General features: G+C 38.2%; 23 protein-coding genes. 7 read left to right on the top strand and 16 right to left on the bottom strand.

The window, feature by feature from the left end:
• Positions 1-102: 102 nt before the first annotated feature.
• Positions 103-1374, bottom strand: a complete 1272-nt coding sequence (locus MHB65_RS06180; RefSeq protein WP_259419260.1) for an MFS transporter — start codon at positions 1372-1374, stop codon at positions 103-105.
• 30 nt (positions 1375-1404) lie between these two features.
• The gene (locus MHB65_RS06175; protein ID WP_259419261.1) at positions 1405-2526 is read right to left on the bottom strand and encodes an alcohol dehydrogenase catalytic domain-containing protein; all 1122 of its coding nucleotides are present in this window, start codon (positions 2524-2526) and stop codon (positions 1405-1407) included.
• A 688-nt stretch (positions 2527-3214) separates the two neighbouring features.
• Between MHB65_RS06175 and MHB65_RS06170 the strand changes: the two genes are divergently transcribed.
• Both MHB65_RS06170 and MHB65_RS06165 read left to right on the top strand, forming a co-directional pair.
• Complete coding sequence (locus MHB65_RS06170; protein WP_259419262.1) at positions 3215-3994, top strand: DeoR/GlpR family DNA-binding transcription regulator; 780 nt, start codon at positions 3215-3217, stop codon at positions 3992-3994.
• A 17-nt stretch (positions 3995-4011) separates the two neighbouring features.
• The gene (locus tag MHB65_RS06165) at positions 4012-4779 is read left to right on the top strand and encodes a GolD/DthD family dehydrogenase (RefSeq protein ID WP_259419263.1); all 768 of its coding nucleotides are present in this window, start codon (positions 4012-4014) and stop codon (positions 4777-4779) included.
• Between the two features lie 120 nt (positions 4780-4899).
• Here MHB65_RS06165 and tkt read toward each other — a convergent pair whose 3' ends face one another.
• Both tkt and MHB65_RS06155 read right to left on the bottom strand, forming a co-directional pair.
• Positions 4900-6900: a transketolase gene (gene tkt / locus MHB65_RS06160; RefSeq protein ID WP_342442778.1), complete on the bottom strand. Its 2001-nt coding sequence runs from the start codon at positions 6898-6900 to the stop codon at positions 4900-4902.
• A gap of 126 nt (positions 6901-7026) precedes the next feature.
• Positions 7027-7260, bottom strand: coding sequence for a DUF896 domain-containing protein (locus tag MHB65_RS06155; RefSeq protein WP_004232132.1), 234 nt, complete (start codon positions 7258-7260; stop codon positions 7027-7029).
• Positions 7261-7447: 187 nt separating this feature from the next.
• Here MHB65_RS06155 and MHB65_RS06150 point away from each other — a divergent pair, with 187 nt between their 5' ends.
• The 4 genes from MHB65_RS06150 to def all read left to right on the top strand — a co-directional run bounded on the left by MHB65_RS06150 (position 7448) and on the right by def (position 9555).
• A complete protein-coding gene (locus MHB65_RS06150) occupies positions 7448-7981 on the top strand; it encodes a GNAT family protein (protein ID WP_342442777.1) in 534 nt (177 codons plus the stop codon).
• A gap of 1 nt (position 7982) precedes the next feature.
• The gene (locus MHB65_RS06145; protein WP_131519512.1) at positions 7983-8516 is read left to right on the top strand and encodes a DJ-1/PfpI family protein; all 534 of its coding nucleotides are present in this window, start codon (positions 7983-7985) and stop codon (positions 8514-8516) included.
• A 279-nt stretch (positions 8517-8795) separates the two neighbouring features.
• Positions 8796-8987 (top strand): helix-turn-helix transcriptional regulator, encoded by a 192-nt coding sequence (locus MHB65_RS06140; protein ID WP_066036592.1) that lies wholly within the window; start codon positions 8796-8798, stop codon positions 8985-8987.
• The gene (gene def, locus MHB65_RS06135) at positions 8980-9555 is read left to right on the top strand and encodes a peptide deformylase (protein WP_131519511.1); all 576 of its coding nucleotides are present in this window, start codon (positions 8980-8982) and stop codon (positions 9553-9555) included. Before MHB65_RS06140 ends, def begins: the two co-directional genes overlap by 8 nt.
• A 30-nt stretch (positions 9556-9585) precedes the next feature.
• On the opposite strand, the gene MHB65_RS06130 is transcribed toward def, so the two are convergent.
• Both MHB65_RS06130 and MHB65_RS06125 read right to left on the bottom strand, forming a co-directional pair.
• Positions 9586-10251 (bottom strand): recombinase family protein, encoded by a 666-nt coding sequence (locus MHB65_RS06130; RefSeq protein ID WP_004232122.1) that lies wholly within the window; start codon positions 10249-10251, stop codon positions 9586-9588.
• The gene (locus MHB65_RS06125; protein ID WP_066036589.1) at positions 10248-10562 is read right to left on the bottom strand and encodes a LysM peptidoglycan-binding domain-containing protein; all 315 of its coding nucleotides are present in this window, start codon (positions 10560-10562) and stop codon (positions 10248-10250) included. Before MHB65_RS06125 ends, MHB65_RS06130 begins: the two co-directional genes overlap by 4 nt.
• A 166-nt stretch (positions 10563-10728) precedes the next feature.
• Between MHB65_RS06125 and lexA the strand changes: the two genes are divergently transcribed.
• Complete coding sequence (lexA, locus tag MHB65_RS06120; RefSeq protein WP_004232118.1) at positions 10729-11346, top strand: transcriptional repressor LexA; 618 nt, start codon at positions 10729-10731, stop codon at positions 11344-11346.
• Positions 11347-11453: 107 nt separating this feature from the next.
• Here lexA and MHB65_RS06115 read toward each other — a convergent pair whose 3' ends face one another.
• The 10 genes from MHB65_RS06115 to MHB65_RS06070 all read right to left on the bottom strand — a co-directional run bounded on the left by MHB65_RS06115 (position 11454) and on the right by MHB65_RS06070 (position 21266).
• The gene (locus tag MHB65_RS06115) at positions 11454-12176 is read right to left on the bottom strand and encodes a gamma-glutamyl-gamma-aminobutyrate hydrolase family protein (protein ID WP_342442776.1); all 723 of its coding nucleotides are present in this window, start codon (positions 12174-12176) and stop codon (positions 11454-11456) included.
• Positions 12177-12209: 33 nt separating this feature from the next.
• Positions 12210-12962, bottom strand: a complete 753-nt coding sequence (locus MHB65_RS06110; protein ID WP_342442775.1) for a prepilin peptidase — start codon at positions 12960-12962, stop codon at positions 12210-12212.
• A gap of 65 nt (positions 12963-13027) precedes the next feature.
• On the bottom strand, positions 13028-13720 hold the full coding sequence (locus tag MHB65_RS06105) for a hypothetical protein (protein WP_342442774.1): 693 nt from the start codon (positions 13718-13720) through the stop codon (positions 13028-13030).
• Positions 13717-14310 carry a hypothetical protein gene (locus MHB65_RS06100; protein WP_205442093.1) on the bottom strand — a complete coding sequence of 198 codons (594 nt, stop codon included), beginning with the start codon at positions 14308-14310 and terminating at the stop codon, positions 13717-13719. Before MHB65_RS06100 ends, MHB65_RS06105 begins: the two co-directional genes overlap by 4 nt.
• On the bottom strand, positions 14310-15284 hold the full coding sequence (gene pilM / locus MHB65_RS06095; RefSeq protein ID WP_205442092.1) for a pilus assembly protein PilM: 975 nt from the start codon (positions 15282-15284) through the stop codon (positions 14310-14312). Before pilM ends, MHB65_RS06100 begins: the two co-directional genes overlap by 1 nt.
• A 130-nt stretch (positions 15285-15414) precedes the next feature.
• Complete coding sequence (locus MHB65_RS06090) at positions 15415-15894, bottom strand: prepilin-type N-terminal cleavage/methylation domain-containing protein (RefSeq protein ID WP_342442773.1); 480 nt, start codon at positions 15892-15894, stop codon at positions 15415-15417.
• A 92-nt stretch (positions 15895-15986) separates the two neighbouring features.
• Positions 15987-17192: a type II secretion system F family protein gene (locus tag MHB65_RS06085; protein ID WP_036080216.1), complete on the bottom strand. Its 1206-nt coding sequence runs from the start codon at positions 17190-17192 to the stop codon at positions 15987-15989.
• On the bottom strand, positions 17189-18235 hold the full coding sequence (locus tag MHB65_RS06080; protein WP_016991992.1) for a type IV pilus twitching motility protein PilT: 1047 nt from the start codon (positions 18233-18235) through the stop codon (positions 17189-17191). Before MHB65_RS06080 ends, MHB65_RS06085 begins: the two co-directional genes overlap by 4 nt.
• A gap of 11 nt (positions 18236-18246) precedes the next feature.
• Positions 18247-19911, bottom strand: coding sequence for a GspE/PulE family protein (locus MHB65_RS06075; RefSeq protein WP_342443699.1), 1665 nt, complete (start codon positions 19909-19911; stop codon positions 18247-18249).
• Positions 19912-19934: 23 nt separating this feature from the next.
• Positions 19935-21266, bottom strand: a complete 1332-nt coding sequence (locus MHB65_RS06070; RefSeq protein ID WP_342442772.1) for a G5 domain-containing protein — start codon at positions 21264-21266, stop codon at positions 19935-19937.
• Positions 21267-21551 lie beyond the last annotated feature (285 nt).

The following is a 21551-nucleotide window of genomic DNA, read 5'->3' as shown; positions in this document are numbered from 1 at the left end:
TCACACACAGATTTTCGTTTGTCAATTTTTATTTTCGTTCATTTTCGTTTATTTTCGTTTTTAATTATATAAAAAGGATATTCTTTTCGAATATCCTTTTTATCAATGTCCTGTTACTACCTCTTTCGGTATATCGGTTTGTTTAGAGCCTTTTGGCAGACGAACAAATATCATCAACCCAGCACTTATAATATGCATAGTAACATATGCCCAAATAACACCAACAGCACCAAAACCACCGATTAAAGCACCTGCAACTGCTGGACCGAGAAATGTGCTTAAACCAGCACCCAAGTTAAGAATAGACATTGCTGCTCCACGGTTTTCTGGTGCTAATGATGGCACTAATGCAGAAAGTGGGACATACGCCGCTAAACAGGAGCCGAAGCACATAGCCACAATAATTGTCATCAGATAGTTAGCACCAAGGAAATACGGCACATAATAAAGACCTGCCATAAACACTGCACAACCTAAACCACCGATCCACATAACAGTACGCTGCCAGCCAATTTTATCGGCCACTGCACCCCAAATTAAATTGAAAATAACATTGCTTGCCCATAGAGCCCCATAAATTTGTAGCCATTGTGACATCGTAAATCCAGCATCAATCATATAGGCAGGCAAAAAGACTACTAATCCATATGCACCAGATGTATTAATAGCACGAACAATGCCACCAAGACCTACACGTGGCTTTTCAAATGCAATCGTGATGCCTTTTGTCATTTGCTTCATTGCTTCTTTAATTGTTAAATTTGTTTTTTGTACTTCAGGTTTGCAAAGGATAATACCAAAAACTGCACCGATTGCTGTAAAAATCAATGCACTCCAAAGCGTCATCATCTCGCCTAAAAATGGTAGTGCAAAACTTGAATAATAGGCCCCTAGCATATTTAGACCACCTGCAAATGATACCCAGAACCAACCAACTGCTGTTCCTAATCGCTCAATTGGAGCATAGTACGTAATCCATACTAAAAATGAATACGCAAATAATGGATAGCCTAGCCCACGTAATGCATATGTAGGAAGCATAATAGATAAATTCATCGTTGTAATACCTATTAATAAGAAAATCAACGTTCCTAAAACAAATAAACTCAATCCTATAATCATCATTTTTCTAGGACCATAAATTTCTGCTAACACACCTGAAAGCCAAGAAGCTATAGCTACAGCAATACCATAAAAACTAAGTAATGTAGCGACCTCCTGTACAGTCATTCCATTTTGGGTTAAATAGGTTGAAAGCCAACCTTGTTCTAAACCATCCCCAATCATAAATATCAGGACGCCTAAATAACCCATAAACATTTTTTTATCCATTCCTAGCTTACCAACTGATGTCGCCTGTAAATTTGATTGCATAATATCCCCCCTTGTCTAGCGTTTATCGGCCTATAAATTTGGGTTTAGTACTACTTTTAATGATTCCCGTCCATTTTTCACTAGCTCAAACCCTTTTTCAAACTCTTCAAGAGGTAGCATATGTGTCACAACGCCCTCTGTTGGTAAATCTCCATTCATAATTCCTTTGATAACAGGCTCATAGCAGTACGGCCCTAAATGTGAACCTAATACATCCAACTCTTTACGGTCTGAAATAATAGACCAATCCACTGTTACTGGGTCTTTAAACACACTAAATTCAACGAAACGCCCTAATTTACGAATTAATTTTAAACCCTGCTCGACAGATTTTTGTGCACCTGTTGCTTCAATATATACATCACAACCATAGCCATCGGTTAATTCATCAATAATGCCATAAACATCATCTTTCGCAGGATTTAGTACTATATCTGCACCAAATTGTTTTGCTAATGCTAAACGATCCTCAAATAAATCAAGAACAATTAATTTTCCTGGACCTGATTTTTTTATCGCACCAATCATGCCAAGCCCTAATGTTCCAGCACCTGCTAATACAACAACATCTTCTAATTCAATTTGTGCACGTTGAACAGCATGATATGAACAGGCATATGGCTCAATAAGAATGGCTTTTTCAATTGGTAACTCATTTGGAACATGGTAATTAATGCCCTCCTTTGTAAATTTCATATACTCAGCCATACCACCATTAACATTGTTTTGGAAACCATATAGATCATGCTTTTGACACATCCAATATTGACCACGCTTACAAAAGCGACATTTCTCACAAGGAACTATTTGTTCTGAAATTACACGATCACCGAGTTCAAAATCACCATCTACATTTTCACCAATTGCTACAATATGACCGATAAACTCATGACCAGGAATCATTGGTGCTTTAATGTATGCGGGCTGATCTTCATCGCCCCAAAAGCTTGGCGCACCGTCAAATGCTTTTACATCACCTGCACAAATGCCACATGCTTCTACCTTTATTAAAATTTCACCTTCCCCAATCTTTGGAACAGCTACTTCCTCTAAACGATAATCACCAGGTTCATAGGCAACAACTGCTTTCATTTTTGTTGGGATATTGTCAATAGATTTTGTCACTTTGTCTACTACTTGATTTGAACACATGTATTTCATCCTCCCATTATAAAAAAGCGTTTTCATTTTTCAGATTGTTTTTGTTTTTCTGTTTTTATCGTACCACCCAAACTTTCGAATTTCAATTTTTATTTTTATTTAATTTCGTTATCTATTTTTTACTTTCATTTCATTTATTTTTACGCTACTATGTAAAAGCAATATTTTTTCTGACTTTCTTAATTATCATATTGCTTGTAATTGTAATTTTCTAAATCCTATTGTTTTTACACTATCTAGGTATGATATGATAGTGAAAATAACGAAAAACAATAACAATATGCTCATCACTAAAAGATATGGTTGATATTTTTTCAAATAGTAATTAAAAGATAAGATCCTGGTCACAAAGGCGTTGCTACTATCGCATAGATATAATGTCATAGAACAACCTGATGTGCTTAGCGTGTGTTGCAAGCAAACACTTTCTTTTAGAGCCTTTACTTGTTCAGTGGCGTGGAGGGTACGACTTCAGCGGAAAGCGTCTCCCGCAACGGAAATGGACAAGGTTTTCCTATCATCTGTAAAATAAAGGCTAATCAACACACCTGAGTTCAAAGGAAACTTTACTCTATGTAAAAGAAGCAGCACTTACAAAGTATGCTAGCAGGGTGGCAGTCAACCCCACTTTATGGTGAAAAGCAAAAAATAATATTATAGAAAATTTATAGGTGATGTGATGAAAAAAATGTTTGCACAGGAACGTCAAAAAATAATTTTGGATAAATTAGTTCAACAGAATAGTATTACGATTAAGGAATTGGCTACTTCTTTAAATGTGTCGGAAGCTACTTTACGCACTGATTTAACAAAGCTTGAACAACAAAATCTGTTACGCCGAACGCATGGTGGTGCTATTTTAGTCGATACAGATGAACATGAAACAAGCTTTTCTACGCGTCAGCTCAAAAATAAAACTGAAAAAAATGCGATTGCACGTGCAGCTTTGCAAACGATTTCAGATAATCAATCTATCATGCTTGATGCCAGTTCAACTGCTTTGGAACTAGCCCACTGTTTAAAGGACTTTAATCATCGTCTAACAGTTGTGACAAGTGGCTTAAAAGTGGCAATGGAATTAAGTGATTCTCCTAATATTACTGTTATTTTAATCGGTGGAATCGTGAAGCAAGGTTCAAATTCATTAGAGGGAACACTTGGCGCAGAGATTTTAGATAAGATTCATGTAGATCGCTTATTTACATCTGCCAATGGTTTTAGTAAAGATGCAGGATTTACGGATTTTAGTGTTTATGAAGTTGAACTGAAAAAGCGCATGGTTCAAGCAGCTAAAAAAGTGACAGCCTTGCTTGATCATACAAAAATAAACCGTAGTTCTATTGCAGCCTTTGCCTCCATTGCAGATATTGATACATTCATTACAGATGAACCAGTTTCTGAAGACTATTTCGACCTTTTCCAAACGTATAATGTTGAACTGATTGTGGCAAAAAAATAACAAAAGGTGGGATTCACTTGAAGTTCAAAGGTTTTGATACAAATTTCGGCATTGAAAATAAAGTGGCAGTAATTACAGGCGGTGCAAACGGGATTGGCTATGCTATCGCTCAGCTATTTATTGAAAAAGGGGCATCTGTTGCACTTTTTGATTTAAAAGAAGATGTAGCAGCTATTGCAAAGGAGTTGCACCAGGAGCGAGCAATTGGTGTTCTATGTAATGTAACAGATAATGCAAGTATGGATGATGCCATCAAACAAGCCCATACTCATTATGGAAAAATTGATATTTTGGTAAACTGTGCAGGCATTGCTCTACTCGATGATGCTGAAAATATTTCTGATGACTATTGGCAAAAAACCATGGATATTAATGTAACAGGTACATTTAAAATGGCACAGAAGGTTGGCAATATTTTCATCGAACAAGGCACTGGAGGCAAAATTATTAACTTAGCCTCTCAAGCAGCCATTATTGCACTGGATAATCATGTTGCCTATTGTGCAAGTAAAGCGGCTGTGCTTGGTATTACACGTTCTCTTGCATTGGAGTGGGCACAATTTGATATTAACGTCAATGCAATTTCACCAACCGTTATTTTAACAGAGCTTGGAAAAAAAGCTTGGGCTGGTGAAGTGGGCGAACAAGCTATGAAAGAAATTCCACTTGGACGCTTCGGCTATCCAGAGGAAGTTGCAGCCATTGCTCTTTTCCTTGCATGTGATGCTTCCAATTTAATCACAGGTGAAAATATTGTGATTGATGGTGGAAATACCATTAAATAAAATTGCATAAAAAATACCTCTATCGTTAATTTAAATGAGGCAGTGGGAAGCTCGAATATATCGAGCTTCCCACTGCCTTTTTACTTTATAATGAAGATGTTTTTGCTTGTCTTCTTAATATTATTTGTTTAATGCTTTCACTTTTGCTACTACGTTTTCAACAGTGAAGCCGTATTTTTCCATTACTAATTCACCTGGAGCAGATGCACCGAACTTATCAATTGCTAGAACATCGCCTTCAAAGCCAGTATATTTATGCCAGCCGAAAGATGCCCCCATTTCAATTGCAAGACGTTTTGTAACAGCTTTTGGTAGAACAGATTCTTTGTAAGCGGCGTCTTGTTTTTCGAAGCGATCCATAGATGGCATAGAAACAACTGCTACATCTATACCGTCTGCTTTTAATGCTTTTTGTGCTTCGACAGCAAGCGAAACCTCAGAGCCTGTTGCAATTAAAATAGCATCTGCCACTTCTTTTGTAGCTGGAGACACTGTGTAAGCACCCTTTGCTACGCCCTCACGTACTGTTTCAATAGAAGCGTCAAGAACAGGTAAGTTTTGACGAGATAATACAAGAACAGTTGGTGTTTTTTCTGCTGCTACTGCAAGCTCCCACGCAACTGCTGATTCATTTGCATCCGCAGGGCGAATAACAGATAGGTTTGGCATTGCACGTAATGATGCAAGGTGTTCGATTGGTTCATGTGTTGGACCATCTTCCCCTACTGCAATCGAATCATGTGTGAATACATATGTTACAGGAAGACCCATTAATGCAGATAGACGAATTGCAGGACGAACGTAATCAGAGAATACGAAGAATGTACCACCGAATACATTTAAACCACCGTGAAGAGCCATTCCGTTCATAGCAGCACCCATTGCAAATTCACGAACACCGAACCAGATGTTACGTCCAGCATAGTCGTCTGCTGAGAAATCTCCTGCACCCTTCATCGTTGTTTTATTGGAGCCAGCAAGGTCAGCTGAACCACCAAAGAATGAAGGTGTTTTCTTCGCAATAGCATTAATTGCATCGCCTGAAGAAGAACGAGTTGCTACAGATTTACCAGCTTCATATACAGGTAACTCAGAAGCAAAGTCTTCTGGTAATTCACCATTCATCGCTTTCTCGAATTGAGCTGCTAACGCTGGGAATTCTTCTTTGTATGCAGCAAATTTTGCATTCCAAGCTTCCTCTGGTTGTGCGCCTTGCACTTCAGCAGCCGCATTAAATGTATCGTAAACTTCTGCAGGAATTTGGAATGGTTCATGTGCCCACTCATAGGCAGCCTTCGTTAAGACAACTTCATCTGTACCAAGTGGTGCACCGTGAGAATCTGCTTTACCAGATTTATTTGGAGAACCAAAACCAATCACTGTTTTCACTTCAATTAATGTTGGCTTGCCAGTTGATTTTTTCGCTTCCTCAATAGCAGCATTAACAGCATCTACATCTGTACCATCTGCCACTTTTAAGTAATTCCAGCCATAAGATTCGAAGCGTTTTTGCACGTTTTCTGAGAATGACTTTTCTAAGTCACCATCTAAAGAAATATCATTAGAATCGTAAAGCACGATTAATTTTTCAAGTTTTAAGTGACCAGCTAATGAAATAGCTTCTGCTGCTACACCTTCCATTAAGTCACCATCGCCACATAGCGCAAATGTGTAGTGGTCAACAATGTCATGACCTGGTTTATTGTAAGTAGCAGCTAAATGGCGCTCAGCCATAGCCATACCAACAGTCATAGCGATTCCTTGTCCAAGAGGACCAGTTGTTGCCTCTACCCCTACTGTATGACCGTATTCAGGATGTCCTGGTGTTAATGAATCCCATTGGCGGAAGTTTTGAATTTCTTCCATTGGTAAACCATAGCCTCCAAGGTGCAGTAAGCTGTATAAAAGCATTGAACCATGGCCTGCTGATAGTACAAAACGATCACGGTTAAACCATTTTGGATTTGCTGGATTATGGCGTAATTGTTTTGTCCAAAGCGTATAAGCCATTGGCGCTGCCCCCATTGGTAAACCTGGGTGACCAGAATTTGCTTTTTCAATAGCATCGATTGACAAAGTTCGGATAGCATTAATTGCTAAAAGATCCGCGTGTTGAGTCATTATATTGTGACATCCTTTCTCGTCCTATATATTGTTCTTTTACAGTTTAGTCAACATTGCTTTAGAAAACAATGCTTTTGTTATACTATTTGCGTTTTCATACATACTTTATTGAATTGTGTCACATTAATTTAGAAATTTATTTTTTTGTGCTTGTTTTACCTTCTCAGGAGTTACATCATTTCCTTCTGCATCTACCACTTTAACGTTTTCAATCGTATCTCGCATAGTTGCTCTAAACGTATCTAAATACTCCTTGCGAAGCGCTGTTCGCTCCTTTGCTTCTTCCTCTGTTAATTGTCCGCTTTTTGCTTTAGCAGATAATTCATTAATTCGGTTAATTTTTTCCTTTGATAACATGGTTACACACCTTTCAGTACCTAGCTTAATGACCTCAGTATGCAAAGTATAGCATGGTTTCCCTTAAAATGCAGTTATACCAACCCTTAAAAACACTTCTTAGCCATTATTTACATGACTTCCAGAAGTTAGAGGTGTATAACTAATAATAAAAGGAAAAATTTGATAGATATTAGGAGGAGCTATCATGAACATCACAACACCTAGATTACTTATTCGAACATTTGAAGCCTCAGATTGGCAGGCCGTTTATAGCTATATGTCCGACAAAACGGTCATGCACTATATGCCAGAGGGTGTGTTGAATGAAGATCAGGTTCAAAATTTCATAACAGAGAATAGCAACGAGCAAGCAAAACATTTCGCCATTGTTTTACGTGAACAACAGCGAGTCATTGGTCATCTTGTTTTCCACAAATACTTTGGCGATCATACGTATGAAATTGGATGGGTTATGAATCCTGCCTATCATTATCATGGCTATGCTTCTGAAGCTGCTCAGGCCCTATTAGATCACGGCTTTAATAAAATGAAACTTCATCGAATTATTGCCACATGCCAGCCAGAAAATATCGCTTCTTACCGAGTCATGGAAAAAATCGGGATGCGCCAAGAAGGATTTTTTAAAAAATGCATACCTCATGGAGAGACTTGGTGGGATGAATACTATTACGCTATTTTAGAGGAAGAATGGAACGATTTAAAGGTAAGAGGTGTATGAAATGAAGAAAACTGCGGTGTTATTATACCCACAATTTAGTGAATATGAATTGAGTGTTGCTTTGTCCATATTAATGCAAGGCGGTAAACCCATCATCACACTTGCATCGAATACCAAACCTATCAGAGGAGAATCTGGTTTAAATTGTATAGCTGATTTATCCGTGAATGAGGTAGAGCTTGACGATATTGATAGTCTACTATTACCAGGCTGTATGGATATTTCTACATTACAACTTGAAGAGAGCTTACTAGACTTCATTCATCTTCTATCTGCAAAAGGAGGAATGATTGCAAGTATTTCTAGCTCCCCTTACCTATTAGCAAAAGCAGGGGTCTTAAAGAACAAAAAATATACAGTAGGACTACCTTTAGATGGCATGGAGCAGTTAGGATGCTTTGAACTTCATAACTATTCAGATGAACTAGTGGTACAAGATGGAAATATCATTACAGCAAGAGGAAGAGGTTTTATTCCTTTCGGTATTTGTTTCGGGCATGCGTTAAAGCTAAATTTTGATGAAAATTGGTATTAAGTGATGATTTAAAACCCAAATGTCCAATTAATCGGGCATTTCATGTTGTTGAAAAAGATGATGTCATTAGTAGAATGAGAATTTTTAACAAGGCTGTGGGGTGATTTCCGTTCCGTCTGTGTGCTACAAGAAAGCAAGCAGCCTGCAATGGAAATCCATTTCTCCCCTTCAATTGACTGTTTTGTTTTTCACACCAAAAAATGTCCAATTAGTTGGACATTTTTTAATTCTTATCTTACGATATATGTCTAATACTTTGGACAAAATGGAGGAATAATTCTGAAGAACATCATCAAAATTTTAAGAAAAAAATTAGGCATAACACAAGCTGCTCTTGCAAAAGAGTGTGGAGTTGTGAGACAGACCATTAATAGTATTGAAAATGATAAATATGATCCGACCCTAGAATTAGCTTTTAAGATTGCTAAGGTTCTCAATAGCCGAATTGATGAGGTGTTTATCTATGACTAAATTTCACCCAAATTATATGATTACAATGAAGGACTTCGTGAAAGAACACTCAGCAATTTTAAGAAAACAAACTCAAGAAGTATCGATACCCGTGACCAATGAGGACCGAAATACCCTCCTAGCCATGCTACAATATCTGAAAAATAGCCAAAATCCAACGCTAGCAAAAAAATATAAGCTTCGCCCTGGGAGTGGGCTCTCTGCTAATCAAATTGGCGTAGATAAACGAATGTTTGCTGTACTCTTTGATGACCAAGAAATGATGCTGATTAACCCTAAAATAATGAGTCATTCCCTTAATATGATTTATCTACCGGAGGGAGAAGGCTGTCTATCTGTAAATCGACCTGTCCCTGGTTTTGTACCGAGATATGAGAGAATTAAAGTCAAAGCTTACGACATCGATGGACATGAAATCATTGTACAGTTACAGGGCTATGGGGCCATCGTTGTACAGCATGAAATCGATCATTTAAATGGCATCATGTTTTATGATCGAATAAATAAAGAGCACCCTTTCCAACTGCCTAATCATGTTATCATCGAAAGCTTTTCTTCGCTTCAGTAGTTTTTTACAGAAAAAAAATTAGCAGGAATATTATTTTCCTGCTAATCTTTCTTGGTGCTCTTGGAAACGACGATGTACAGTCGCCTTACTTACCTCAAATCCTAACCCTCTAAGCGTTATAGAAATTTCTTCAAAGGTAAATCCACGTTTGCGGAGCTTCACAATTTCCTCTACAGGTAGATCTTTTCGCTCCTGCCCCTGCGGATTACCTCGGTTCGATAAATTATTTTCTGGACGATAGCCGTTTTCTACAGCACGTCGCATACCTCGTCGAATTTTAGCATTATGGATTCTACGCTGATACTCCTCTACAATCGCTAAAATTTCAAGCAGCATCGTATCCATTTCATTTAATTGAACTGGGCCTGCATCACGCATCGAAAAAACGTCAGTTGCTGACTTTTGTAATAAATGTAATACAGCCATCCTTGCATTGCCTCGTCCTAAACGAGTTTCATCTTGGACAAAAAGAGCATTAATGTTCTTATCTTTTATAAAATCAAGCATTTCTAGTAAGCCTTCACGTTCTACATCATAGCCACTATGTTGATCTTTAAACACGCCCTTCACCGCATAGCCTTGCTCTTTAGCATAGCGCAGCAACTCTTCCTGCTGGCGCTCTAATGAGGAGCTTTGTGTTTCTTTTTCAGTACTTACGCGACAATAGACAACAGCCGATAGTTGATTATTTATCATTGTTCATTTCTCGCAATTTCGATAGTATTGATGGGACTGGCTTGATCACTCACTACAGGAATAACTAGAGATTTTCCCGCTACAATTTTAATATCTGCTAGTTCATTTTCCGTTTTTACAAGCTTTATCCAATCATCAGTACTCATTTTACCACGATATTGCTCAGCTAACGACCACAAGCTATCTCCATGTTCAATTTGAATTTCTGCGTAACTAACTTTTCCTGGATCAGTAATGTAAAGGTATGCTGCAAATAGTAAACAAGCTCCTATTAAAATTGAGATATGTGTGTTTTTCTTCAACCATGTCATAATCATTACCCCTTTTTAAGAATGTTTGTTCGGAATGTATGTTCCCATAATAAAGCGAACAAACGTTTTTGTCAAACACTTTTCGAACCTATGTTTGCATACATGTTCGCATTCTGTTATACTATCAAATAAGTAGAATGATATTAGAAAAAAGAGGTGAGCACGCATGAAAAAAGTTTCGAAAAGACAAGAGGACATTTTAGCTTTCATTAAGGAAGAGGTACGAGCTAAAGGATATCCACCATCAGTACGTGAAATTGGTGAAGCAGTTGGACTTGCTTCCAGTTCAACTGTTCATGGACATTTAGCTCGATTAGAACAAAAAGGCTTTATTCGTCGAGATCCAACAAAGCCACGCGCAATTGAAATTTTAGAGCCTGAAGAATCCATTCAAAAGCAACAGGTGATCCATGTCCCACTTGTCGGGAAGGTTACAGCTGGTTCTCCAATTACAGCAATTGAAAATATTGAAGAATACTTCCCATTACCCGATACGTATGGCACAAGTGAAGATCAATTGTTCATGCTAGAAATCATGGGGGAATCAATGATTGAAGCTGGGATTTTAGATGGAGATTTAGTCATTGTCAAACAAAAGGCAACAGCTAATAATGGGGATATTGTTGTAGCTATGACAGCTGAGGATGAAGCAACTGTAAAACGTTTCTTTAAAGAGAAAAACCATTTCCGTTTACAACCTGAAAATTCTTCTATGGAACCTATTATTGTCGATCAAGTTTCGATTTTAGGACAAGTTGTAGGTCTTTACAGACGTGTACATTAACGATTAAAGCAGGTTTTGAGGATTATGTTCCTTCTAAGAGCATGTATCCTCTTTTTTACGCAAAAAAAGAATCCATATACGATTGGATTCTTTGTATAATGCCCCTTCTAAGCTTCCTTCTTAAATTTTAAGCTCGCTTCAATAAAGGCTGAAAATAGCTTTTGAGCACTCTCATCTCCTGCTATGGCTAGTTCCTCAGGATGCCACTGAACAGCCAAGCAAAATGGCATCTCCTCATGAACTACCGCTTCGATAATACCGTCGCTGGATTTTGCTGCTACTTTTAATTTTTCTGCTAACACATTCACCGCTTGATGATGAAATGAATTCACTGCAATCTTCTCTTGTTCAACGATAGTCGCTAATAGATTGTCAGCAATAACCTGTACAGAATGAGTAGCTACAGCTCGACCTGATTGCTGCGTATGTTGGAGTAACTTGTTACTAAAATGGTCACTATCAATGTCCTGATATAAAGTACCACCTAATGCAACATTTAATATTTGAATCCCTCGACAAATACCGAAAATAGGCATTTTCCGTTGGAATGCAGCTTCAATTAAGGCTAATTCAACCGTATCTCGCGCTGGATGAATTTTTCCAAGCTTTAATGAAGGCTCGGCCCCGAACAGAAATGGATGCACATCATGGCCGCCCGATAACATTAAACCATCTGTCATGGCTAAAATCTGTGCTGCCTCTTCTTCTACTCCAATCGGAATAATCAGTGGAATTCCACCTGCTTCAATAATGCTTTTGCTGTAAGCAGCATTTAATCGAGAGGATAAATCATCCTCCACAAAGGCTGTAATACCAATAATCGGTTTCACTTGCTTCCCTCCACATTCTTGAAGATTAAACAATTACCAAAAGCCTAAATACCAATTGATTAATAGATCGCCATAGAAATAAACAATGACTGCGGCCAGTGCAATAGAAGGCCCAAACGGAATGGGTGTTTTTCTCCCCTGTTTGTTCTTCGATAACACAGTAAATCCGACAATCATACCAATAACAGCAGCTAAAAACAGCGTTAACAGTGTATCAATTGTACCCAGAACGAGACCAATTAAAAAGAATAATTTAATATCGCCTCCACCCATGCCACCGTTCGATAGCACAGCAATTATATATAATATGCCAAAACCAACAACAGCACCCACAAGAGAGTCCCACCAAGGTGTTAATGGTGATAGAACTCGTCCAATAGCAAGCAAGGGTAAAAAGAATAATAGCACCTTATCTGGAATCTGCATATAGGCCAAATCTGACACTACAATGATGACTAATAAGGAGATAAAAACGAAAGCTACTATTAATTCTATGCTCCAGCCTAGCCGCCAATAAGCAAAGGCAAATAATACACCTGTCATTAATTCTATGACTGGGTAAACCCAAGAAATTTTGTTGCCACAACTCCGACATTTTCCTCCTAAAAATACATAGGACAATACTGGCACTAAATCAAGCGCCGTTAGTCGTCTCTGGCATTTCGTACAATGGGAAGGAGGGTGTACAATCGACTCCTTCTGCGGTACACGTAAGCCGACAACATTATAAAAAGAGCCAAAGACAAGTCCAAATAAAAAAATAAAGATCGTATAAGCCATTTCCAATTTTATGTCCTCCTAAACCAATAGGCGCCCATACAAATGAAGTATGGTGCGCCTATCAATAAAGTTTATTGTTGTTCTTCGTAATAGAACGTCGTCACTTGCACTGTTGCCTTTAACGTAAGATCTGCATCTTTCTCTAGCTGTTCCTGCTCTCCAGGTAATTTAAATTCAATCTTATCGGTTTTCATCACGCGCTCTAATTGTTCAACCTCCTGTAAAAAGCTTTCAAGCGAATTAAAATCAAGCGCCCCAACCTCTAAGATAAAAGTAATGAGCTTTAAATTAGCTGGTAAAGAGTCCTTTGAAAGAGAAGCAATCGGTGTAGTGGTCTCCTTGTTCTCCTGATCACCATTGACCTCTGCTTCAGCCTGTTCTAACATATTGAGCTCATTCGATACATCTGAAGGTGTCACAGTGCCATTCTCACCCTGGACAGTTAAAGACTGTATACGAGTTCCTGTCACCTCTTCAATCTCAGCCAAATCGAGAATTATCTTTTCAACGGCTCTTGTTGCAGGTAGCTTTTGTCTTAGCGTTAATATATTAATAGTAGGCTGTCCCTGCTCCTTGTCCAATTGAGCGAGTTGTTCTTTGACACTAGCTAATCCTTGCTGCACCTGCAATACACTACGCTCTTTTTCATTCACTTCATTCAATTTTGGTGATAGCAAATAATAATACAGCGCAAATAAAATAGCAGCTATCAGCGCAAGCAATAAGATGATGGATGAATTTTTACTACTCGTTAATTTATTCATGAGCGTCGTCCTCCAGCTAAATACATAAAGTCGATTGTCGCTGTAATAGACACTGAATAGCGCGGTACTTCTTTAAATTTTTGTTGGGGTGTTAATTCCCTTTGTTCCCCTAGCTCTATATCAAAGTTTGAGACCGTGTTAATTTGAGCGTCTGTAAAATAGCTACTCATTAAAAGTCGCTCCACATATTTCGATATATCTGTCATCGTTTCAAAATCTACTTCAATGTTTACCGTATTCTCCCCGAAAACGTAGCTACGTAAATACGAATGAGTTGGTAATAAAGTTCTCGTTTCATCAATCAACGGTGTTACAGGATAAGAAACACCTTGAATAAATGTCACAGATTCTTCCAACGAACCTTGGTCGACACTTTGTCTTGCATCTAGCTCTTGCTGTAATTGATCAAGCTGTGTCGTTAATGCCTGTTCCTCTGCAGTCAATCGTGCTAAATCACTTTTTGACGTAAAAAATAAAAAAAGTAAATAAGCCACAATGAGTCCAACAATGACTATCACCAAGCTATAAAAAAGCTTTGGAGAGGTCGTTCTTTTTTCAAGTTGTGGTAAGAGGTTTATATCTGGAACCATTAATGAACCTCCTTCAAAGCTAAGCCAAGCAACGTTGAAAATTCTCGCTTAAAGCGAGGAAACAATTTCTCAATTTTTTTCCCATCGACAACCCTCAGTGGTGGTTCTAAATTAGAAGCTAATAAGTTTCCTATTGATTTCAATAATGGGTTATCCCCAAGCATGATAATTTCATCCACTGCTTTTTCACCTTTATGTAAAGAAAACTTAAAGAAATTCATCATTCGATCGATCTCCAAAACCTGATCCATCACGACCATTTGATAATTCTCAGCCTCGCCATTATAGATAAATTGATAGTTAAACTCATTCTCTTTCTTCCCCTGCCATTGCGTCATATCCACTTCAATCGATTGATAGCGCAAAAACTCCACTTGGCCATTGGAAAAAATACTGATAGAGAGCTCATTAATCGACCATTCAGCAATTAAATACGTTTTATTAGGCATTAATAATGACATGTGCTCTAATAAACGTATATTGCATAGCGCTCGAATATCGGCAGCTTCCGGTTCTAATGAAACATCTAGCAGCATCCCTACCATTTTCGTAATCTCTTCAGAGGGCGCAGCAAATAAAATGGCCTTACCATCCTCGGCATCTGCATCATAAACATCAATTAAAGGGTCTTGAAATGGTAAATGAATGGAATGCCCCAATTCCATTTCAGCATATCCTCGTAATTCCTGAGGTTTGACATCTTTAGGGTGCTCAAAGTTTTTTAATAAAACCGTCGTATCAGGTACAAACATACGGACAGCCTGTTTTTTCCCTGTCCATTTCATCACTTGCTCTTTAATAATCTCAAAAAGAGCTACCTCATCGACGATTGTCCCATTTTCAACGATTCCAGCTGTTAAAGGGTATTCATAGCCTTGCCACTGATTAGGCTCTGGTCCTTTCGCCACAATCGCACGCAGCACATAATCCTTCAGTTCAATCGAAACATGCGACTTTCTTTTTCTCTTAAACATGTGAAAAGACCTCCTTATCCTATTCAGTATAAATGATTTTTTCAATTAGTCATCCATTTCCCAGCCAGAAACGCAAGAAAATTTGCGTTTCTGAGTGAGTGGGGAGGACTGATTACTTACTTTCTGTTTATCAAGGAGTTTTTCCAGATACTGTAATTGCACCATCTTTGCTGTCTTTCTTAACTTTTTGATTATCATTGGAAATGTCATCTTGTTTCGCACTACTAAATGTAATTGTATATTTCCCAGCTTTTGCAGTACCACTAATTGTAGTTGCCCCACCAGATGCCTTATTTATCTTTATGTCATCATCTAATGTTCCTTCAGTCTCAAGATATCCTTCCTCTATCAATGTATCCAAATCAACTTCTGTAATTTCTGCACCTTTATCGTCGGTAGGTGTGTCAGTAAAATAAATATTGGCTGAATTTAGTGCCATTATTGCATCAGATTTAGCAGCTTTGTATCGTGAGTTATCAATAATACTGCCAATAGCTGGTACAGCGATAGCAGCGATAATTGCAAGGATAACAATTACAGCTAATAGTTCAATTAACGTTAAACCTTTCTCATTTTTCAATAGTTTTGTATTTTTCCATTTTTTAACCATTGGTAATTCCTCCTTAATAGTTTTATATGAAGTGTGAAAACACGAGCTTCTAATTTAATTCTCCAAACTTTAATTCCTTAGCACTCTGCAAATTACATATTTTCATATAGTTGGAACATTGGTAAGAATATAGCCGCTACAATGACTCCTACAACTAGGGCCAACACCACTATCATTAAAGGCTCAATAAGTGACTTCATTGTATCGACGGCACGGTTTACTTCTTCTTCATAAAAATCAGCAATCTTTTCAAGCATGTAATCCAAGGACCCTGTTTTCTCACCAATTGATGTCATTTGTGTAACAAGCGGTGGAAATAGCCAGCTTTTTTCAAGTGGCTCTGATAATGTGCCACCCTTTTCTAAATTATCGCGGGCTTCTAGTACTACTTTACCCATTACTGGATTGCCGCCAACCTTTTCTACAATTGTTAAGGCTTGTAGAATTGGCACTGAGCTGCTAAAGAGTGTTGACAAGGTTCTTGTCATTCTCGCGATAATATCCTTTTGCAACAGCTGTCCGAAGATTGGCATACGCAGTAAAAATACATTGACGGCATAATGAAACTCTTTATTATTTTTATAGAAATAGTGTAAGCCCACTACTAACACCAATAGTCCCAAAATCACAAGGTACCAAAATTGAATGAGCCAATCACTAATACCTACTACAATGACCGTTATTAATGGCATTTCCAAATTCATTTCTTTAAATGCATCCATAAAGGTTGGCACAATGAACACCATTAAAAACATACCAACCACCAGTGTTAAAAGTGATAAAATCGCTGGATAGGTCATGGCAGATTGAATTTTTTTCTTAATGTTATATTGCTTTTCTAGTGTGCTTGCAAGGCGATCTAATGTATCATCGACGTTTCCTGTAGCCTCACCAGCACGCATCATATTGACAAATAGCAATGGAAACACTTTTGGATGTTTACCTGCTGCATCTGAAAATGCCATCCCATTTCGAATATCCTCTTCAACCTGCATTAATGCTCGCTTCAGTGGTTTACTCCTTGTTTGCTCACCCAAAATATGGGTTGCTTCAACGACAGGAACGCCCGCACGAATTAATGTCGCATATTGCCGACAATAAATAACAAATTCCTGGTGCTTCACTTTTGTCCCAAAAGCAATATCTTTATGTAAAATGCTATTTGATTCCTGAAGTTCTCGTGCATTAATTCCTTGTGCTCGAAGCTTTTCCATGGCTACCTTTTTATTCGGTGCCTCGATAATGCCCTTTTTAGGTGCTCCTGTTTTGGTACGACCACTATAACGAAATATCGTCAACTATAATCACCAGCGTTCATATATGGTCGTGCATCCTCAAGTGAAATCTTACCTGTCGTAATTAAGTGTTGCATCGAATATTCCAACGTGTGCATACCTAATGCTTTACTTGTCTGCATCACACTTGGAATTTGATGGATTTTTTCATTACGAATTAAATTCGAGATGGCAGGTGCCTGTACTAAAATTTCTGTCGCCGCAATACGCCCTTTTACATCCTTACGTACAAATAAACGCTGAGAAACAATACCTTGCAGTACATTCGCAAGCTGCACACGAATTTGACTTTGCTGATGTGGTGGAAATACGTCTATAATACGGTCGATCGTTGTTGGTGCACTACTTGTATGAAGTGTAGCCATGACTAAATGCCCTGTTTCAGCAGCCGTAATAGCCGTTGAAATGGTTTCGTAATCTCGCATCTCCCCGACTAAAATAATATCTGGGTCCTGACGTAGTGATGCACGTAAACCATTTGCAAAGCTCATCGTATCGACACCAATCTCACGCTGATTGATGACAGACTTCTTATGTGTATGCAAATATTCGATTGGATCCTCTAACGTAATAATATGTTTTGATCTCGTTTCATTAATATGATCAATCATTGCTGCCAAGGTAGTTGATTTTCCTGAGCCTGTTGGGCCAGTCACTAAAATTAAGCCTTGTGGTTTTTCCGCAAGCTTATATAACACCTGTGGCATATTGAGCGCTTCAATAGAAGGAATTTTAGCCTCAATTAAACGAGCCGCAATCGTTACTTCATTTCGCTGATGATAGGCGTTGACACGGAATCGACATTTCCCAGGCAATGAAAAGTTAAAGTCCGTTTCACCTTTGTCCTCAAACTCCTGTTGTTTATGGACAGGGAGAATGACCTTTACCATTTCCTTTAAATCTTCTGTTTCTAGCGGCACTGTGCCATAATGCTCCAGTTGCCCATGAATACGATATACTGGTGGAATACCTTTTGTTAAATGTAGATCCGATGCTTTCTCTTCAAATGCACGTGTTAATAATTCAACGATTGAATATGCTGTCATTTCTTTCACCCCTAGTCTGCACTTGCAACACGTAATATTTCTGATGTGGTTGTTTTGCCAGCTACAACCTTTAGTAATCCATCTACTAATAAGGTATGGAAACCTTTCTCTTTCATATAATCACGTAGTACGCTATCACCAACACGATTTAAAATCATATCCTTCATTTGACGATCTACGGGGAGGATTTCATGAATCGCCATACGCCCTCGGTAGCCTGTATGGTTGCAGGCAGGACACCCACGACCTTTTTTACCATGCGTTACGCCCTCCACCCCATTTTCCTCAAGTATTTCAAGTTCACGTGAAGTGAATACATATGGTTCAGCACAATCACGACAAACTTTACGTACAAGACGTTGTGCCATGATTCCTACAAGGGAAGAGGATAGTAGAAATGGCTCAATCCCCATATCATGTAGTCTTGAAATAGATTCTATGGCACTATTAGTGTGCAGCGTACTTAACACTAGATGGCCTGTTAGTGAAGCACGAATAGCAATTTGCGCTGTTTCAAGGTCACGAATTTCCCCCACCATCACAATGTCAGGGTCCTGTCGTAAAATTGATCGTAAACCTACCGCAAATGTTAAACCGACTTCCTCTTTTACTTGGATTTGGTTGATACCATCTAATTGATATTCCACTGGGTCCTCAACCGTAATAATATTGACGCCTTCTTCATTTAAATGAGAAAGTGCCGCATATAAAGTAGAGGACTTCCCTGAGCCTGTTGGACCAGTAATCAACATCATACCGTTTGGATGGGCTATCATTTTCCTAAAAAGTGCCTCATTACTTGCACTAAAGCCTAATTTGTCAATATCATTGGCTGAATTGGTTAAATCTAAAATACGCATAACAACCTTTTCACCATAGACTGTTGGTAATGTGGCTAAACGGATATCGACAGGTCTAAAATTAACATTGGTTTTAATACGTCCATCCTGTGGGATACGATTTTCTGTAATATTTAAATTACCCATAATTTTAATACGAGCCAATACGACATTTTGCATATGCTTGGGCAAGGATCGTTCAGTACGAAGCACTCCATCTACTCGATAGCGGACACGAAGCTCTGTTTCTTGTGGATCAAAATGGATATCACTTGCGCGCTGTGCGACACCATTGGCAATAATTTGATTCACTAAACGAACAATAGGTGAATCCTCATTTTCAATTTCTTCTTGTGTTTCCGTACTAGTCGCAGCTAAATCCAACATGGCCGCATCCATTGATTCCTGTAAATCATAGTACTTTGTTATCGTTCGATATAAATCATCTTTTGCTGCAATACTTGTCTCGATTTGACAGCCCGTCGTCATGCGAACTTCCTCAATGGCGAAATAATCCATCGGGTCTTCCATTGCAATAAACAATTTATTTTTTTCTTTGCGAATCGGCATAATATTTGTCCGCTTTGCCAGCTCCGCAGGAATTAGCTGTAATAATTCGGGACTAATTGAAAACTGATTCAAGCTAATATGAGGAATACCCAGCTGGAATTCTAAGACCTCAATAAGCTGCTGCTCTGTTAGGAAGTTTTCTTTAATAAGGAAATCTCCAAGCTTCTCATTTTTCATCTTAGTAGTTAATGCGTACTCTAGCTGGTCAGCTGTGATAACACCTGATTCAACCAGTAAATCCCCTAAACGTTTACGCCCTGGCTTCATTGCCATAAACATACCTCCAATCGTTATGGACTTGTTTGTACAAAATTGCCACCCTTGTCATAGTAGCCATAGACAATTTCTGGTCCATCTTCTTGCTTTGTTTCCTCTGGTGTTGAAGGTTTCATGTCAGGCAAGCCATTCCCATCTAAATCCACTTCTAAATCAGGATCTGATGTTCCTGCCCCTACGTTTTGAGTAGGTGTTGTGATCGTAACAGGCTCCTGCGATGAACGCGTAACAATTCGATTTTGAGGTGCATAATAATCTCTACTAATGAATTGTTCTTCTGTTGCTCCGTTCTCTACAATGGAACGATACACTTCCACTCTTGAACCCTCTTTACCCTCTTGCTCCACTCGTTCTTGTCCAGCTTTTAAATCCTCCGAATAGCGATAAATAATTCGTGGCTTCACGATTTTATCCTTGCTGACGCGAACTGTAATGTCCTTTTCTTTCGCTGCTGCAAAAACTTCTATCTTTAATTGATTACCTTCCATAGATGCTTTCATTTTACCAAGCTGTTCGGAACGATTTATAAATTGTAAGTCTTTTACTAATGCTGCATTGATATCCGCTTCAATTCCCTGCTGTAAATAGCTTGGATTGATTTCCTGAGAATGTCTTTCAAGAATTTCGTAATCCGTTTGAAGAATGACACTATATAGCATGGACGCGACAAAATCTAAACCTGCATCATTGACAACCCCAGCCTGTTCACCTAATAGTGAAAGCAACGAGATCGATTGATTTGGTACTAGATTGACATCATTTAATAACGGAATGATTTTCGCTACCCCTTGACTATTTGCTGGTAGCTCGGCAATCTGAAAGGCAATCCTTTCCTCGGTTTGCATGGAATCTTCATTGATAACGGCTTCAACCTTATGCTCCTTCAAATAGCTGGCCTGTAAGATTAATTTCTGAAGTGTTTTATCTGTATCCCAAATACCTGCTTCATCTATTTGCTGTGTAATTACTTCATTAACGGTAACAGGAATGGGAATATGAACAATTTTCTCTTTTTGCCAAAATGCATACCAAGGTTTTTTTGTCAGCATTTCGTACTGAGCAATAGCTGCTGATGTATCAAAAACAAATTGTTTCGGGTCGATAGTTTTGGAAATGCCATCACTAACAATTTCTATTTCCGCACCTTGCCATTCTGAGATTGCATTTTGTAAAGTTGTGGCTAAATCTGATGTTTTCACATCATTGATCTCAATACCTCCAATGGTTGAAGATTCGGGACCTTCTTTAGCAAAAACTGTGTCATTTAGCACAAATGATGGAACAAAAAATCCCACAATTAGAACAATTACCAAAAACAAGCTAATTATTTTTATGTATGTTTTCATCCACATCATCCTTTATTTTACTTAGTGGTTTTTCTATTTATATACAAATGATACTACAACTATGGTATTCTGACACTACCAAAATGCAACTTTGTTCCGATTTTGATTAGATAATTCATATGAAAATTCAAAAATAATTCAATGATTAGTCACAAAGAACTATGCATAATCTTAAATTTCATTCAATACATATTTGGATTTTGTTATAATAGCCTTAATCAACTACTTATAATTCATCATCTTTATGAATGTACTTACATAGGCAGAAAATTTTATTTTATAATA

Origin of the sequence: Lysinibacillus sp. FSL K6-0075 (assembly GCF_038592945.1) — a bacterium.
Taxonomy (GTDB): Bacteria; Bacillota; Bacilli; order Bacillales_A; family Planococcaceae; genus Lysinibacillus; species Lysinibacillus fusiformis_F.
Note: the sequence above shows the minus strand (reverse complement) of the source record. Positions and strands in the feature narration are given on the sequence as shown.